Annotated in this window: 16 protein-coding genes; 9 read left to right on the forward strand and 7 right to left on the reverse strand. The window is 59.5% G+C overall.

What is annotated here, in order from left to right:
- Positions 1-458: 458 nt before the first annotated feature.
- Complete coding sequence (locus E4P01_RS23880) at positions 459-1,109, reverse strand: DUF480 domain-containing protein (RefSeq protein WP_216091019.1); 651 nt, start codon at positions 1,107-1,109, stop codon at positions 459-461.
- 116 nt (positions 1,110-1,225) lie between these two features.
- On the opposite strand from E4P01_RS23880, the gene E4P01_RS23885 reads away from it, so the two are divergent.
- Complete coding sequence (locus E4P01_RS23885; RefSeq protein ID WP_216091020.1) at positions 1,226-1,735, forward strand: DUF1993 domain-containing protein; 510 nt, start codon at positions 1,226-1,228, stop codon at positions 1,733-1,735.
- A 68-nt stretch (positions 1,736-1,803) separates the two neighbouring features.
- Here E4P01_RS23885 and sstT read toward each other — a convergent pair whose 3' ends face one another.
- Complete coding sequence (gene sstT, locus E4P01_RS23890; protein ID WP_078820854.1) at positions 1,804-3,024, reverse strand: serine/threonine transporter SstT; 1,221 nt, start codon at positions 3,022-3,024, stop codon at positions 1,804-1,806.
- 241 nt (positions 3,025-3,265) lie between these two features.
- Between sstT and E4P01_RS23895 the strand changes: the two genes are divergently transcribed.
- Positions 3,266-4,420 (forward strand): MFS transporter, encoded by a 1,155-nt coding sequence (locus E4P01_RS23895; RefSeq protein WP_216091021.1) that lies wholly within the window; start codon positions 3,266-3,268, stop codon positions 4,418-4,420.
- A 22-nt stretch (positions 4,421-4,442) separates the two neighbouring features.
- Here E4P01_RS23895 and nhaR read toward each other — a convergent pair whose 3' ends face one another.
- Entirely contained in the window at positions 4,443-5,345 is a 903-nt protein-coding gene (nhaR, locus tag E4P01_RS23900) for a transcriptional activator NhaR (RefSeq protein ID WP_216091022.1), read from the reverse strand.
- A 134-nt stretch (positions 5,346-5,479) separates the two neighbouring features.
- On the opposite strand from nhaR, the gene E4P01_RS23905 reads away from it, so the two are divergent.
- The 4 genes from E4P01_RS23905 to mnmH all read left to right on the forward strand — a co-directional run bounded on the left by E4P01_RS23905 (position 5,480) and on the right by mnmH (position 8,743).
- Positions 5,480-5,731 (forward strand): hypothetical protein, encoded by a 252-nt coding sequence (locus E4P01_RS23905; protein ID WP_005786899.1) that lies wholly within the window; start codon positions 5,480-5,482, stop codon positions 5,729-5,731.
- A 31-nt stretch (positions 5,732-5,762) separates the two neighbouring features.
- Positions 5,763-6,512, forward strand: coding sequence for a TerC family protein (locus E4P01_RS23910; RefSeq protein ID WP_005786902.1), 750 nt, complete (start codon positions 5,763-5,765; stop codon positions 6,510-6,512).
- A gap of 93 nt (positions 6,513-6,605) precedes the next feature.
- The gene (gene selD, locus E4P01_RS23915; RefSeq protein ID WP_078820856.1) at positions 6,606-7,640 is read left to right on the forward strand and encodes a selenide, water dikinase SelD; all 1,035 of its coding nucleotides are present in this window, start codon (positions 6,606-6,608) and stop codon (positions 7,638-7,640) included.
- Positions 7,640-8,743, forward strand: a complete 1,104-nt coding sequence (gene mnmH / locus E4P01_RS23920) for a tRNA 2-selenouridine(34) synthase MnmH (protein ID WP_216091023.1) — start codon at positions 7,640-7,642, stop codon at positions 8,741-8,743. Before selD ends, mnmH begins: the two co-directional genes overlap by 1 nt.
- A 109-nt stretch (positions 8,744-8,852) precedes the next feature.
- Here mnmH and E4P01_RS23925 read toward each other — a convergent pair whose 3' ends face one another.
- Together E4P01_RS23925 and E4P01_RS23930 are read right to left on the reverse strand one after the other, a co-directional pair.
- Positions 8,853-9,908: a permease gene (locus E4P01_RS23925; protein WP_032876785.1), complete on the reverse strand. Its 1,056-nt coding sequence runs from the start codon at positions 9,906-9,908 to the stop codon at positions 8,853-8,855.
- Between the two features lie 58 nt (positions 9,909-9,966).
- Positions 9,967-10,668 carry a hypothetical protein gene (locus tag E4P01_RS23930; RefSeq protein WP_005786910.1) on the reverse strand — a complete coding sequence of 234 codons (702 nt, stop codon included), beginning with the start codon at positions 10,666-10,668 and terminating at the stop codon, positions 9,967-9,969.
- 252 nt (positions 10,669-10,920) lie between these two features.
- Here E4P01_RS23930 and E4P01_RS23935 point away from each other — a divergent pair, with 252 nt between their 5' ends.
- From E4P01_RS23935 to hemB, 3 genes are all read left to right on the forward strand, one after another.
- Entirely contained in the window at positions 10,921-11,619 is a 699-nt protein-coding gene (locus E4P01_RS23935) for a glutathione S-transferase N-terminal domain-containing protein (protein WP_216091024.1), read from the forward strand.
- Between the two features lie 3 nt (positions 11,620-11,622).
- Complete coding sequence (locus E4P01_RS23940) at positions 11,623-12,465, forward strand: PhzF family phenazine biosynthesis protein (protein WP_216091025.1); 843 nt, start codon at positions 11,623-11,625, stop codon at positions 12,463-12,465.
- Positions 12,466-12,581: 116 nt separating this feature from the next.
- The gene (gene hemB / locus E4P01_RS23945; RefSeq protein WP_005786915.1) at positions 12,582-13,556 is read left to right on the forward strand and encodes a porphobilinogen synthase; all 975 of its coding nucleotides are present in this window, start codon (positions 12,582-12,584) and stop codon (positions 13,554-13,556) included.
- A gap of 75 nt (positions 13,557-13,631) precedes the next feature.
- Here the strand turns inward: hemB and E4P01_RS23950 are convergent, their stop codons facing one another.
- Positions 13,632-13,934, reverse strand: coding sequence for a contact-dependent growth inhibition system immunity protein (locus tag E4P01_RS23950; protein ID WP_216091026.1), 303 nt, complete (start codon positions 13,932-13,934; stop codon positions 13,632-13,634).
- Positions 13,931-14,892: RNase A-like domain-containing protein (locus tag E4P01_RS23955; protein ID WP_248130149.1), on the reverse strand; the 962-nt coding region annotated here is incomplete at its 5' end. The genes E4P01_RS23955 and E4P01_RS23950, both read right to left, overlap by 4 nt.

The raw sequence follows: 14,892 nt of genomic DNA on the forward strand, positions 1-14,892 counted from the left end.
CCTGTGGCGAGGGAGCTTGCTCCCGCTGGCGGCCTCGGGGCCGACCAGGGTGCTGGGTCAGACCGAGTACATATCCGTTATTTAGGTAACGGCTGCTATTGGTTCCGCTTTTACAGCGGGTCACTTTCGAAAAGCGCGAAAGTAACCAAAGCGCTCTTGCCCCACCACTCGGCACCTCGCTTAGGCTCGGTGTGCCCGTAATCCGCGATGGATTTGGGGGGCCGCCGCCACGCGCCATCCATGGCGCGGGGCGGCTAAACCGGCATCCCTGCCGGTTTACCCCCCAAATCCCTGTCGAATTCCGGCCAGCGTGGTTTAACGGGGCGCCTAAGATCAAAAGCAGATCAAGATCAAGAGCGACTCGCTTCGCATCGTGGTTAGCGTCGGCAGTGGCTACAAAAGTTGTGTAGATACCTATGACTATCGCAGGCAAGCCAGCTCCCACATGTTTATCTGCGTTATACCTGTTCCAACTGCGCCAGCCGTTCTTCCAGTGCGGCAATCCGCGCTTCCAGCTCTTCGATCCGTTCCACCGAAACAGCCCCCGCGCTACGCTCTACTGGATTGCCTCGCGCGGTCATGATCGCTTCAATATCCGCCGGATCCCCCAGCGCGTGGGTATACCGATCTTCCCGCTGGCCCGCCTGGCGTGGCACCAATACCGCCAACCCTCGGGCAATCAGGCGTTCCAACTGGTGAACGACCTGCTCGGCATCTTCAAAGTCATGCATACGCCCGCTACGGGTCAGCAACTCGTTGACCGTCTGCGGCCCCCGCAGAAACAGCAACCCGGTCAAGATCACTTGGGCCGGCACCAGTTCCAACGCCTTGTCCACACGGTGTTCCCAGCGGTCGGCACGGCTACCCATCACCAGGCGGGTAAAGCCTTGGCCCTCCAGCGCGCGCAGGCTTTGGCCGACCTGGCCCTGGCTGAGGTTCATCACTGGCTCACGGCTGGTTTTCTGATTGCAGGCCAGCACCAGGGCGTTGAGCGTCAGGGGGTAGGTTTCGGGGTGGGTCGCCTGTTTTTCGATCAGGCAGCCGAGGATGCGGATTTCCGTGCTGTTCAGGCGCGGCTCAGGGGTGTCGGTGTCATGTTCGGCGGTCATCGCGCGTTCCCTATGCAGTGAAGTTCACCAGCGTAATCCTCAAAAAATAAAAGACAAGCGCCGGGCATGGCTATAATCGCCGCTGGTTCCAACCCTGCCATTATCGTGAGACTGACATGACTATTTCCCTGTACGCCGCTTCTATCCCAGTCTTCAAGCAAATGCTCAACGCATTGAGCGATGTGCTGAACAAAGCCGAAGCCCACGCTACTGCCAAGAACATCGAGCCCAATGCCCTGCTGCAAGCGCGTCTGTTCCCGGATATGTTCCAGCTGGTGCGCCAGGTACAGATCGCCGTCGACTTCGCCAAAGGCGTGTCGGCACGCCTGGCCGAGATCGAAGTGCCCAAGTACGAAGACACTGAAGTCACCTTCGCCGACCTGCAAGCGTTGATCGCCAAGGTCCTGGCGTTTGTCGACACCATCAAGCCCGAGCAGATCGACGACAAGGAAGGCATCGAGATCGTCACCCGCCCAGGCACCCCGAAAGAGAAGCGCTTCAGCGGCCAGTCCTACCTGCTGACCTACGGCCTGCCGCAGTTCTTCTTCCACGTCACCACCGCTTACGCTCTGCTGCGTCATAACGGTGTGGAAGTGGGCAAGCGCGATTACATGGGCGCGTTCTAAACCGGCAAGCACAAAAAAGCCCGGTGTCGTTCGTGATTGAACGGCACCGGGCTTTTTTTGCGAGGCGTTTAAGCTGCCTGTTCTTCCTTGCCCAGGCAGGCCGCCGCTGTAAACAACACATCGGTAGACGAATTCAGCGCCGTTTCCGCCGAATCCTGCAATACGCCGATGATGAAACCGACGGCCACCACCTGCATGGCGATTTCACTTGGAATGCCGAACAGGCTGCACGCCAGTGGAATCAGCAGCAGCGAGCCGCCCGCTACACCGGAGGCCCCACAGGCGCAAATGGCCGCGACCACGCTGAGCAGCACCGCGGTCGGCAGGTCCACGGCAATCCCGAGGGTGTGCACGGCCGCCAGGCTTAGCACGGTGATGGTGATTGCCGCACCGGCCATATTAATGGTGGCACCGAGCGGGATCGACACCGAATAGGTGTCTTCATGCAGGCCCAGGCGCTTGCTCAACGCCAGGTTGACCGGAATGTTGGCCGCCGAGCTGCGGGTGAAAAATGCAGTAATACCGCTTTCACGCAGGCACATCAGCACCAATGGGTACGGGTTGCGGCGCAGTTTCCAGAACACGATGGCGGGATTGATCACCAGCGCCACGAACACCATGCAGCCGATTAACACCACCAGCAGGTGCGCATAGCCGAGCAAGGCGCCGAAACCGGAGGTGGCCAGGGTCGAGGCCACCAGGCCGAAGATGCCCAGCGGGGCGAAGCGGATGACCACGCGTACGATCAGGGTCACGCCGTTGGACAGGTCGTCCAGCACCGTGCGGGTGGTTTCACCGGCATGGCGAATGGCGACACCCATGCCGATGGCCCAGGCCAGGATACCGATGAAGTTGGCATTCATCAGTGCGCTGACCGGGTTATCCACCACGCTGAGCAACAGGCTTTGCAGCACCTCGCCAATGCCGCCGGGAGCGCTCACCGTGGCGTCATGGGTGGCCAGTACCAGAGAGGAGGGGAACAACGTGCTGGCGACCACTGCGACCACGGCGGCGGAAAAGGTGCCGAGCAGGTACAGGAACAGGATCGGGCGGATATGGGTTTCCTGGCCATGCTTATGGTTGGCAATCGAGGCCATGACCAGCACAAACACCAGGATCGGCGCGACGGCCTTCAGCGCCGTGACAAACACCTTGCCGATAAAGCCCGTGGCGCGTGCGGCCTCGGGGAACAGCAAGGCCAGCACGATCCCGGCGATCAGGCCGATGACAATTTGGGTGACCAGGCTGACGCGCATTAAACGTTGCAACAGGGAAGGGGCAGCAGTCATAAAGAGTTGTCTCTAGTTTTTTTAGTAGGGCACAGCATTGCAGGCAGAAAGTACTGTAGGAAGCAGGCGCGAAGTCTAGCATGCTGTAGGACGCGTCTCGTTCGCTGCGGCATTCCGTCACCCGTTTACGTCGGATTTGGTCAAGCCCCGACATGTTCTGTTAAGATTCACCCCTCTCATCTTTCCTCTCTATCAGCGAGCCCTTCGGGCTGTCGTTGATGTCGCTGTTTCTGGAGTTTGCATGTTGTTCCCTATCTTGCTGCTGTCGGCAGCCGGTTTTACCGTGCTGACCACAGAATTCGTGATCGTCGGCTTGTTGCCCTCGATCGCCCGGGACCTGAATGTCAGTGTGTCCCAGGCCGGGCTGCTGGTGACGCTCTTCGCGTTTACCGTGGCGGCGTTCGGCCCCTTCCTGACCGCCTACTGCGCGCGGTTCCAGCGCAAGCGTCTGTTTATCAGCATCCTGATCATGTTTGCGGTGGCCAATACCGTGGCGGCATTGGCGCCCAATATTTGGATAATGTCCCTGGCTCGCTTGATTCCGGCGTTGGGCTTGCCGGTGTTTTGGGCCTTGGCCAGCGAAACGGCGGTGGACATTGTCGGCCCTGAATTCGCCGGGCGTGCCATTGAAAAAATCGGCTTCGGCATCGTCTGCGCCACCGTGTTCGGGATTCCGGTAGGCACGCTGATTGCCGATATGTTCGGTTGGCGCACCGCCTTTGCAGTGCTTGCGGTGATTGCCCTGGCCAAGGCGTTATTGCTGTTCATTTACCTGCCGGTGACCCAGGCAAAGAACGAGCAAGTCACCTTGCGCTCGCAATTCAAGATCCTGCGCAGCCCGGTGATGCAGGGCCACATCCTGCTGTCGATCCTGGTCTTCAGCGGCATGTTCACCGCCTATACCTACCTGGCGGATATCCTTGAGCGCCTGGCAGGGTTCGACGGCACGCTGGTGGGGTGGTGCCTGATGGGCTTCGGCGCGGTCGGGCTGATCGGCAATTCCCTCGGCGGGCGCGCGGTGGATCGTCACCCCTTGATTGCGTCCATAGTGTTCTGCGGGTTTATGATCGCGGGCATGGTGGCAGTGGTGCCGGCGATTCATTCCACCATTGGCCTGGCGGCAGCGATGGCGGTATGGGGCGTGACCCAGGCGGCGATGTTCCTGGTCAGCCATGTGCGATTGATGAAGGCGGCGCCCCACGCGCCGGCGTTTGCCGCCTCGCTGAATATCGCCGGGGCCAATCTCGGCATTGGCCTGGGTGCAATGGTGGGTGGGCATGTGATTGACACCCTGGGCCTGGGCAGCCTGGGCTTTGCCGCCTCAGGGTTCATCCTGGTGTCGATCCTGCTCGCACTGTGGCTGATGAGCGCCAAACCTCGCGCGGCCAGCGCCTGATCAAAGGGGGCGCGCAGTTTTTTCAGGGCAGGGCGGTAAACAACTCGCGTCTTGCCCCTTCGGTAATCGCCACGATGCCGGGGTGCTTGACCTTGCGCTCCACCGAGATCGCATAGAACGACTCGGTCACCGCGTCGGTCTGGCCGATCAGCGCCACGCCGTATTGGCGCACCACCTCATCGGCAATCACGCTGGGGGCGATGAAGATTCCGCTGCCGGATTGCCCAAACGCTTGCATCAACGCACTGTCGTCGAATTCACCGATGATCCGCGGTTGAATCTGCTGCTCGGCAAACCAGCGCTGCAACCGGCTGCGCACTACGGTCTCTGCCCCCGGAATCAATAACGGCGCACCGTGCAAACACTGTGGGAAATCGCCGCCATGCTGGTCAGTCAACGCCTGGGTGGCGAAAAAACTGATGCCGCATTCCCCCAGTTTCTGGCTGTAGCCCTTGATGTCCAGATGGCTCGGCATCGGGCTGTCGGAAATCACCAGGTCCAGGCGCTGGATCGCCAGGTCGGCGAGTAAACGTTCGAGTTTGTCTTCGCGGCAGGTGATGCGCAGCGGTTCGCTCAGCTCCATGGTGGGGGCGATCAGGCGGTAGACGATGGATTTTGGCACCACATCCGCCACGCCGACCCTGAACGGGATCTGTTGCTCATCGGGCTGAGCGCGCAACATCGTCTCAAGTTCGTTGCCCGTCTGGAACATCTGCTCGGCGTAGGGCAGCGCCTGGCGCCCGGCTTCGGTCAGCTCAAGCTGGCGCCCCACCCGCTGAAACAGAGCAATGCCAAAGGTTTGCTCCAATAGGCTGATCTGCCCGCTGATGGTCTGGGGCGTGAGGTTCAGCTGTTCGCAGGCACGCACGATGCTCCCAGTCTTGGCCACCACCCAGAAGTAATGCAGTTGTCGATAATTGAGCATCGGAGTCTACACTTCGTAAAAATCGAAGTATACGCGAGAAAAATACGAATTTTCCTGAACTGTTCCCCTGCATAGAATGCATCGCTATCGCGGGGCCACTATTTGGACCCAATGGTTCTAATGAGGAATACAGCATGAAACTCAATTCCCTGGGCGCGGCGTCGCTGCTTGCGCTTTCATTGGTGATGATCGGCGGTTGTGATCAGGTCGAGAAAAGCGCGCAGCAAGTGTTGGGCAAAGCCAGCGAATCGGCCAAGCAAGCGATCGATGACACCCAGAAGGCTGCCGAACAGGCATTGAGTGAAGCGACCCAGGGCTTGATCAATCCGCAGAAGAAAGATGATCAGGAAGAAAAAGACGCTGAATCGAACACCCAAGAAACCTAATTTCCCAGCACTACCACGTCAGGACTGACCTATGGATTACCTTTTACAACTGGCCGCCAGCCCCACCGCCTGGGTCGCACTGGCTACCTTGATCGTCATGGAAATCGTGCTGGGCATCGATAACCTGATCTTTATCTCGATCCTCACCAACAAACTACCCGAGCAGCACCGGGCCAAGGCGCGGCGCATCGGTATCAGCATGGCGCTGGTATTGCGCCTGGGCCTGTTGAGCACCATCGCCTTCATCGTGCAGTTGACGGCGCCGGTGTTTGAAGTGTTCGGCCAGGCGTTCTCCTGGAAGGACATGATCCTGATCGCCGGTGGCCTGTTCCTGGTGTGGAAGGCAACCACCGAAATCCATCACAGCATGGACCCGGAGCCTGAAGAGAAAGCAACGGTTGGCAACACCGTGGCCATCGGCTTCGCGGCGGCCATCGGGCAGATCCTGTTGCTCGACCTGGTGTTCTCCATCGACAGTATCATCACTGCCGTGGGCATGACCGAGCACTTGCCTATCATGATCATTGCCGTGGTGACCTCGGTGATCGTGATGCTGGTGGCGGCCGAACCGTTGGCCAAGTTCATCAATGACAACCCGACCGTGGTGATGCTGGCCCTGGGCTTTTTGATCATGATCGGCATGACGCTGATCGCCGAAGGCTTCGGCGCCCACGTGCCAAAAGGCTACGTGTATGCGGCCATGGCGTTCTCGGCGGCTATCGAATGCCTGAACATCGCACGGCGTAATCGCCACAAGCGTTTGCTCGCTGCCCGCGAGTAACCGCTGACCCAAAAGGCCGGCTGCGCTCACAAGAGCCCAGCCGGCCTTTTGCTGTCTGTTAGAATCGGCCCACTTGATAGCTTGAGGTCTTCCATGAACGAGCCGATTCGCCTTACCCAGTACAGCCACGGTGCGGGTTGCGGCTGCAAGATTTCGCCCCAGGTGTTGGAGGTGATCCTTGCCGGCAGTGGCGCACAGAACCTGGACCCCAACCTGTGGGTGGGCAACGCTTCACGCGATGATGCGGCGGTATACGCCATTGACGACGAGCGCGGCGTGGTCTCCACCACGGACTTTTTCATGCCGATAGTCGACGATCCCTTCGACTTCGGCCGCATCGCTGCCACCAATGCCATCAGCGACATTTATGCCATGGGCGGCGACCCCTTGATGGCCATCGCTATTCTTGGCTGGCCGGTCAACGTGCTGGCGCCGGAGATTGCCCGCGAAGTCATCCGCGGGGGCCGTTCGGTGTGCGACGCTGCCGGTATCCCGCTGGCGGGTGGGCATTCCATTGACGCCCCGGAGCCGATCTTTGGCCTGGCCGTTACCGGGATCGTGCAAAAGCGCCACATGAAGCGCAACGACACTGCCACTGCCGGCTGCAAGCTGTACCTGACCAAGCCTTTGGGCATCGGTATCCTCACCACCGCCGAAAAGAAGGGCAAGTTGCGCGAGGCCGACGTCGGCCTGGCCCGTGACTGGATGTGCACCCTCAACAAGCCTGGCAGCCGTTTCGGCAAGTTGGCCGGTGTCACTGCGATGACAGACGTTACCGGTTTCGGCCTGCTCGGCCACTTGGTGGAAATGGCTGACGGCAGTGGCCTGACGGCCCGCATCGAGTATGCAAAAGTCCCACGTCTGCCAGGGGTTGAGTACTACCTGGACCAGGGCTGCGTACCGGGCGGCACCTTGCGCAACTTCGACAGCTACGCCAGCAAGCTCGGGCGCGTGCAGGAGTTGCACAAGCGCGTGCTGTGCGACCCACAGACCAGCGGTGGCCTGCTGATCGCCGTCACCCCCGAAGGCGATAGCGAGTTTCACGCGGTAGCCGCCGAACTGGGCCTGAACCTTGAGCCAATCGGCGAACTGCTTGAGCGACAGACCAACGCGGTAGAGGTGATTTGATGGCAACTGACATCACCGATTACCGCGACATCTTCCTCAATGACCGGCCGATGATGGATACCCGCGCGCCGGTCGAATTCGTCAAGGGCGCGTTCCCCGGGGTGGTCAACCTGCCGCTGATGACCGACGACGAGCGCCAGCGGGTGGGCACCTGCTACAAGCAGCAAGGCCAGCAAGCTGCAATCGTCCTGGGCCATGAGCTGGTCTCTGGATCGATCAAGGCCGAGCGCATCGAGCAATGGGCGCAGTTTGCCCAGGCTAATCCGGATGGCTACCTGTACTGCTTTCGTGGTGGGCTGCGTTCGCAGATCGTGCAGCAATGGTTGAAAACCGAAGCGGGCATCGAGTATCCGCGTGTCGGCGGTGGCTACAAGGCAATGCGTACGTTCCTGCTGGAGATCCTGGAGCAGACGACCGCTGAATGCGATTTCGTGCTGCTTGGCGGTATGACCGGTACCGGCAAGACGGAGGTATTGGGTCAACTGCGCAACGCCCTGGACCTGGAGGGCCATGCCAACCATCGGGGTTCCAGCTTCGGCAAGCGTGCCACCGCGCAACCGTCCAATATCGACTTCGAGAACCGCCTGGCCGTGGACCTGTTGAAGAAACGCGCAGCGGGCATTGGCCAGTTCGTGGTCGAGGACGAGAGCCGCATGATCGGCAGCTGTGCGCTGCCACTGCCATTGCACAAGGGGATGCAGACGTTTCCAATGGTGTGGCTGGAAGACAGCGTTGAGGGCCGCGTCGAGCGTATCCTGAAGGATTACGTGGTCGACCTGTGCGCCGAGTTCATTGACGTGTTTGGTGAAAGCGGCCAGCTATTATTTGCCGAGCGCCTGACCCAAAGCCTGGCCAATATTCACAAGCGTCTGGGCGGTGAACGTTTCCAGCGGCTGCAGGCGATTTTGCAGGACGCCCTGGCAGAACAGGCGCGCAGCGGTGCAGTGGACCTGCACCGCGTGTGGATCGAAGGCTTGTTGCGCGAGTATTACGACCCGATGTATGCGTTCCAGCGCGAGAGCAAAGGCGCTCGGATCGAGTTTGCCGGGGAGCAAGAGGCGGTGGTGGAATATTTGCGTGAACGAGCAGCTCGGGTGGGGTGATCTTTCGGACGCCATCGCAGGCAAGCCAGCTCCCACCTTTTGAAGTGTGAATACATACAAAGGTGGGAGCTGGCTTGCCTGCGATGAGGCCATCAGCCCCACTGAAAATCTAAAGAATCACCGCCCCAATCAACCCACACACCACTCCCACCAGCATGGTCAACCCGGCCACCGTCACCAGTACCCGTGCATCGAAATCCTTGCGCAGCATCAGCAGCGACGGCAGGCTCACGCTCGGCAGGGTCATCAGCAGGGCAACGGCCGGGCCGGTGCCCATGCCCAGGGTCATCATGGTTTGTACGATGGGTATTTCTGCCGCTGTAGGAATCACGAATAACGTACCGACGATCGCCAGCGGCACCAGCCACACCAGGCTGTTGGCCATCGCCCCGTCCACATGGGGGAACAGCCACACCCTTGCTGCACCGAGGATCAATACCGCCAGAATGTACACCGGGATGGTGCTCCAGAACAGTTGCCACAAGGTGCGCAACCAACGGCTCAGGAAGGGTTGCGACTCCAGGGTGCTGACTTCGGCGACAGCCTCCAGCGCCGCTTCCGGCACTTGATCAGGGCGCGCGATACGCTGCGCTACCAGAGACACCCCCACCACCAACACAATCCCGGCCACCAGCCGCAGCGCGGTAAAGTCCCAGCCCAGCACAAACCCCATGAACACCAGCGTGGCCGGGTTCAACACCGGGTTGGCAATCCAGAACGCCAGCGCCGCGCCCACCGACACCTGCTGACGGCGCATGCCCGCCGCCACTGGCGCTGCACAGCAACTGCACATCATTCCCGGCAAGGCAAATAGCCCGCCGCGCAGGGTCGAGCCCAGCCCGGCGCGGCCAAACAGGCGCAGCAGCCAGTCGCGAGGGATCAGTACTTGCAGTAATGAACCGAGGATCACCGCCAGCACTGCGGCTTTCCAGATCGCCAGGAAATACACTTGGGCGTAGGCCAGCGCCGCTGTCAGGGGCGAGCTTTGCTGGTCATTGAGAATCGAGGCGCCAATGCTGTGGTTGTCCGCCGCTACAAACGCCTTGAGGTAGTAGGGCGACCATTTCACATAGTAGAGGCCGATGCAGGCCACCAGCAGAAACAGGGCAGGCTTGTACCAGAACGACCAGCCCCGATTGGGCTGGGAGGACGCGAGGTTGGACATGAAGAGGATCCGCAGGTGAGTCGATAGCCGGGCATCATACGCCCCTGCGGCTCACGCTTCAGATATCTGCACTGACCTGGGTCGGATCCGGGCAGGTTTCATCGCCGTTATTCAGCCCCTGCTTATAGTTGCGACTGAGCAGCGAGGCCTTGCCGTTGTGCCAGGTCAGCGTCAATACGTACAGGGAGTCATAGTCATTGCCAGACCAGTCATCGGTGAGGGTGTGCTTTTCGCCGGACGCTTCGCTGGCGACTTTGTTGATCAGCTCCGGCAGGTAACCATGGGACCAGGCCGTGTAGATCGTCGCGTTGCGGTACTTGTCCTCGACCAGTTCTTCGGCCAGGGCGCTGGTGTCATTCGCTGAGAATTCGATGTTCACCGGCAGGCCAAGCTTGATCGCGCTGGGGCTGATGGTAATCAGTGGGCGAATGTAGCTGTAGGAATTGTCCAGTTCACCTTCCTCGACATTGCGTGTCGGGTTGGCGGCAAACACGTAGTTGGCCTTGCCAAACTTCTCCGGCAGGACAGTAGCCAGGTTCATGGCACGGTTCAGGCCCTGGCAATTGAGCTGGCCCAGGCCACCGGCCGGTTTTTCGCCGTGGCGCAGGAATACCAGGGTTTGCACGCCGTCCACGGGTTGGGCACGGCTTTCACGGGCGTCGAGAGCGGTGACGATGGCCGCGCTGACCAGCAGCAGCGGCAACATCATGTATGAATAACGTTTGAATCGTTGCACAAGGCGCAGAGGCTTGATCTTCATTATAGGTTCGAGTCTTCGTGCGTCGGGTTAAGGCGGACAGGCCCGGCCCCAGTGACGCGGCAAGCGTCCTGCGGTATTCCCTGTCGATATAGCAAGGTGCCTCCATTCACCCTTCGGGCGCTCTTAAGAGTGCAATCGGGCGTTTTGGTTCGCCCAGAGGGGATACTAGTGGGCAAATGTTGCGCAACGATGACCCATGCACGGTGGCGGGCAGATGACTATCATGAGGGCTTTCCGTCCAGGGGGTTCTCGATGAACGCACTCGCCGCTTTCCCGATCAACAGCAAATGGCCTGCCCAGCACCCGGATCGCCTGCAGTTGTATTCGTTGCCCACGCCCAACGGCGTCAAGGTGTCGATCATGCTCGAAGAACTGGGGCTGCCCTATGAAGCGCACAAGGTCAGTTTCGACACTCAGGATCAGATGTCCCCGGAGTTCATGTCCCTGAACCCCAACAACAAGATCCCCGCGATCATTGATCCTAACGGCCCGAGCGGGCAGCCGCTGGCGCTGTTCGAGTCCGGCGCGATCCTGATCTACCTGGCGGAAAAGACCAGCCAGTTGCTTTCCGAAGACCCGGCCACCCGCTATGAAACCCTGCAGTGGCTGATGTTCCAGATGGCCGGGATCGGCCCGATGTTCGGCCAGGTGGGGTTCTTCAACAAGTTCGCCGGCAAGTCTTATGAAGACAAGCGCCCGCGTGACCGCTACGCCGCTGAAGCCCGGCGCTTGCTGGGCGTTCTGGAAAAACGCCTGCTGGGTCGCACCTGGATCATGGGGGACGAGTACAGCATTGCCGACATCGCCACTTTCCCCTGGATTCGCAACCTGATCGGTTTCTACGAATCCGGCGACCTGGTGGGCATTGCCGATTTCCCTAACGTACTGCGCGCATTGGACGGCTTTGTCGCACGTCCGGCGGTCATCCGTGGCCTGAGTATTCCGAGCTGAAGCATGTCGACTTTCGAGTTCCAACAACTGGATGTATTCAGCCGCGTACCGCTTAAAGGTAACCCGTTGGCCGTGGTGCTCGGCGCCGATAGCCTCACTGACCAGCAGATGGCCGACTTTGCCAACTGGACCAATCTCAGCGAAACCACGTTTTTGCTGAAACCCAGGGATCCACGGGCCGACTACCGTGTACGCATTTTCACCACCCTCACGGAACTGCCGTTTGCCGGCCACCCGACGTTGGGCAGTTGCCACGCCTGGTTGCAGGCCGGTGGCGTACCCCGAGGCGAGGAGATTGTTCAGGAGTGCGAAATCGGTCTGGTGCGCATCCGCCGCCAAGGTGATGAACTGGCGTTTATCGCGCCGCCGTTGTTGCGTGTAGGGGCCGTGGAGGCTCCGTTGCTGGAACGCGTGCGTCTGGCATTGAAGCTGGCGCCCGAGGCGATTGTGCGCAGCCAGTGGGTCGACAATGGTGCCGGGTGGCTGGCGGTGATGCTGGCTGATCGTGACGCGGTGCTCGCGTTGCAACCGGACTATGCGCAACTGCTGGGCCTGGCCGTGGGGGTGATCGCCCCCTGTGATCCAGTGCGTGACGCGGTAGACGCACAATTTGAAGTGCGCGCCTTTATCGCTGGCGACGGCGCCCCTGAAGACCCGGCCACCGGCAGTTTGAACGCAGGTGTTGCCCAATGGCTGCTCGCCGAGGGCTTGGCGCCCAGCCGTTATGTGGTCAGCCAGGGCACGGCGATGGGGCGAGCAGGGCGTATTCACATCGAGCGCCGGGGCGATGAGGTGTGGGTCGGCGGCGCCGTAGCGCTGTGTATCCAAGGGCAGCTACAGCTCTAGATCAATAAATTGTTACGCGCCTGGCAATACACTATTGGCCGCTTGGCATTTGTGTTGCCGGGACTTGGGGGCATAAGCTTTGGCCCCAAAGATTTCAGCCATTTTTCAGGAAAGCCATGACCAGTCAGTTCCCCCAAGCCCGCCCACGCCGCCTGCGCCGCTCCCCGCAACTGCGTGGCTTGTTCCAGGAAAGCGAATTCACCCTTAACGACCTGGTGTTGCCGATCTTCGTTGAAGAAGAAATTGACGATTTCGTACCGATTACCAGTATGCCGGGCGTGCTGCGTATCCCGGAGAAGAAACTGGCCGGCGAGATCGAGCGTTACGCCCGTGCCGGCATCAAGTCGGTGATGACCTTCGGCGTATCCCACCACCTCGACGCCAACGGCAGCGATACCTGGAAAGAGCGCGGCCTGGTTTCGCGCATGTCCTCGATCATCAAGGACGCGGTGCCGGAAATGATTGTGATGTCCGACACCTGCTTCTGCGAATACACCGACCACGGCCATTGCGGCGTGATGCACGGTGCCCATGTCGACAACGACGCAACCCTGGTCAACCTCGGCAAACAAGCTGTGGCCGCTGCCCGCGCCGGCGCCGACGTGATCGCTCCGTCCGCCGCCATGGACGGCCAGGTCCAGGCCATCCGCCGTGCCCTCGACGACGCCGGTTTCACCCACATCCCGATCATGGCCTACTCGACCAAATTCGCCTCGGCCCTTTACGGCCCCTTCCGCGAAGCGGGCGGCAGCGCCCTCAAGGGCGACCGCAAAAGCTACCAGATGAACCCGATGAACCGCCGCGAAGCCGTGCGCGAATCGCTGCTGGACGAACAGGAAGGTGCCGATGCGCTGATGGTCAAGCCAGCCGGCGCTTACCTCGACATCATCCGCGACATCCGCGAGGCTTCACGCCTGCCTGTGGCGGCGTATCAGGTGAGCGGTGAGTACGCGATGATCAAGTTTGGCGCACAGGCGGGGGCGATTGATGAAGACCGGGTGGTGCGCGAGACCTTGGGGTCGATCAAGCGGGCGGGGGCGGATTTGATCTTTACCTACTTTGCGATGGATTTGGCGTTGGCGGGGATCTAAAGGCGTCGCTGAACCTGTGGCGAGCGAGCTTGCTCGCGTGGGGCTGCCTAGCAGCCCCGTATCTCGGCCAGAAAATTATTTAATGGCGTTCTTTAATGCTAAGGCAACATGGTTTAACCACGTTTCCCCATCATTCCATTCATTAGGGTAATAGTAATAACAGCCGATATCAGAGAGTAAAAAGTCTTGAAGCTCTTGCTCTGTTTTTTTGGCTGATACCAGTTTTTCTAGCTCTAATAGCACTATTACTATCGTATCTTCAGACGATTCCGAGATAAAAAAATCAATTACGTCGTTTGCGCTTTTGTGATCATCAGCCCAATCTTGATTGAAGTACCCAGCAAGAAATTGCTGTAGCTCGGGGTAGTCTTTGTTCATGGGTTTGGAAAGCCTGTGTGAATTCGATATCCAGTATGCATTTTTTGGTCTCTGCGAATAATTAAGTAAATTTCTTTTCCGGGTACAGATGTCGTAGTGTTCTTTCTGAAACTTGTGCCTATTGGCTCTTGGGATGGTTGAGTGATGACTATCTGCTGGTTGTTTCCTTGTAGGAAGTCTTTGATTTTGTCTTGATTGTTATCCAATACCTTTGAAATGGCGAGTTCAGCTGTTGCGCGATCATGAAAAGTAGAGGCTGCCGGGATATGTGGTTCCCGCCTCAAGCGGTCAAGCAATTGTTGATCCGTTCTACCGACATGCTTTTCCATAAGATGTCCTCCTGCCGCCTCATGTGCGGCTAAACCTCCTCCTGGAACGATTACGCTATAAGGCCCTTCAGGGCAGCTTGTTTTTTTACAGCTTAGTCCCAGCGGATCCACCCACCCAGTGGGATTGGGCACGTACTGGTACGCGTTGATCCCACCCGCCAACTTCACCGGATCCGGCGTCAGGTAACGACCAATATCCGGATTGTAGTAGCGATGGCGGTTGTAGTGCAGCCCGCTTTCCGGATCGAAATACTGACCCTGGAAACGCACCGGATTGTCGATTTTGCCTACGTCCAGGCGGGCGATCTGGCCGTAGGCGCGGTAGTGGGCGGACCAGACGATTTCGCCTTCGGTGTCGGTCAGTTCTTGTGGCGTGCCCAGATGGTCGAGTTGGTAGTGATAGGCCTTGGTCTCTTTTGGGCCGAAACCTTCCAATAGCGCTAATGGCCGGAAGCTGTCGGGTTCGTAGAGGTAGCTGCGATGACGCTCTGCATGGTGCTCGGCAACCAGCTTGTCGCCTTGCCAGAAAAACTCGGTGGTCTCGCCATCCACGGTTTTGCTGACACGCCGCCCAAACGGGTCATACCGATAGCTTGCGGTCTGCCCGTTGGGTTTGGTGACGCCAATCA

This window comes from Pseudomonas sp. NCIMB 10586 (assembly GCF_023127895.1).
Classification (GTDB): Bacteria; Pseudomonadota; Gammaproteobacteria; order Pseudomonadales; family Pseudomonadaceae; genus Aquipseudomonas; species Aquipseudomonas synxantha_A.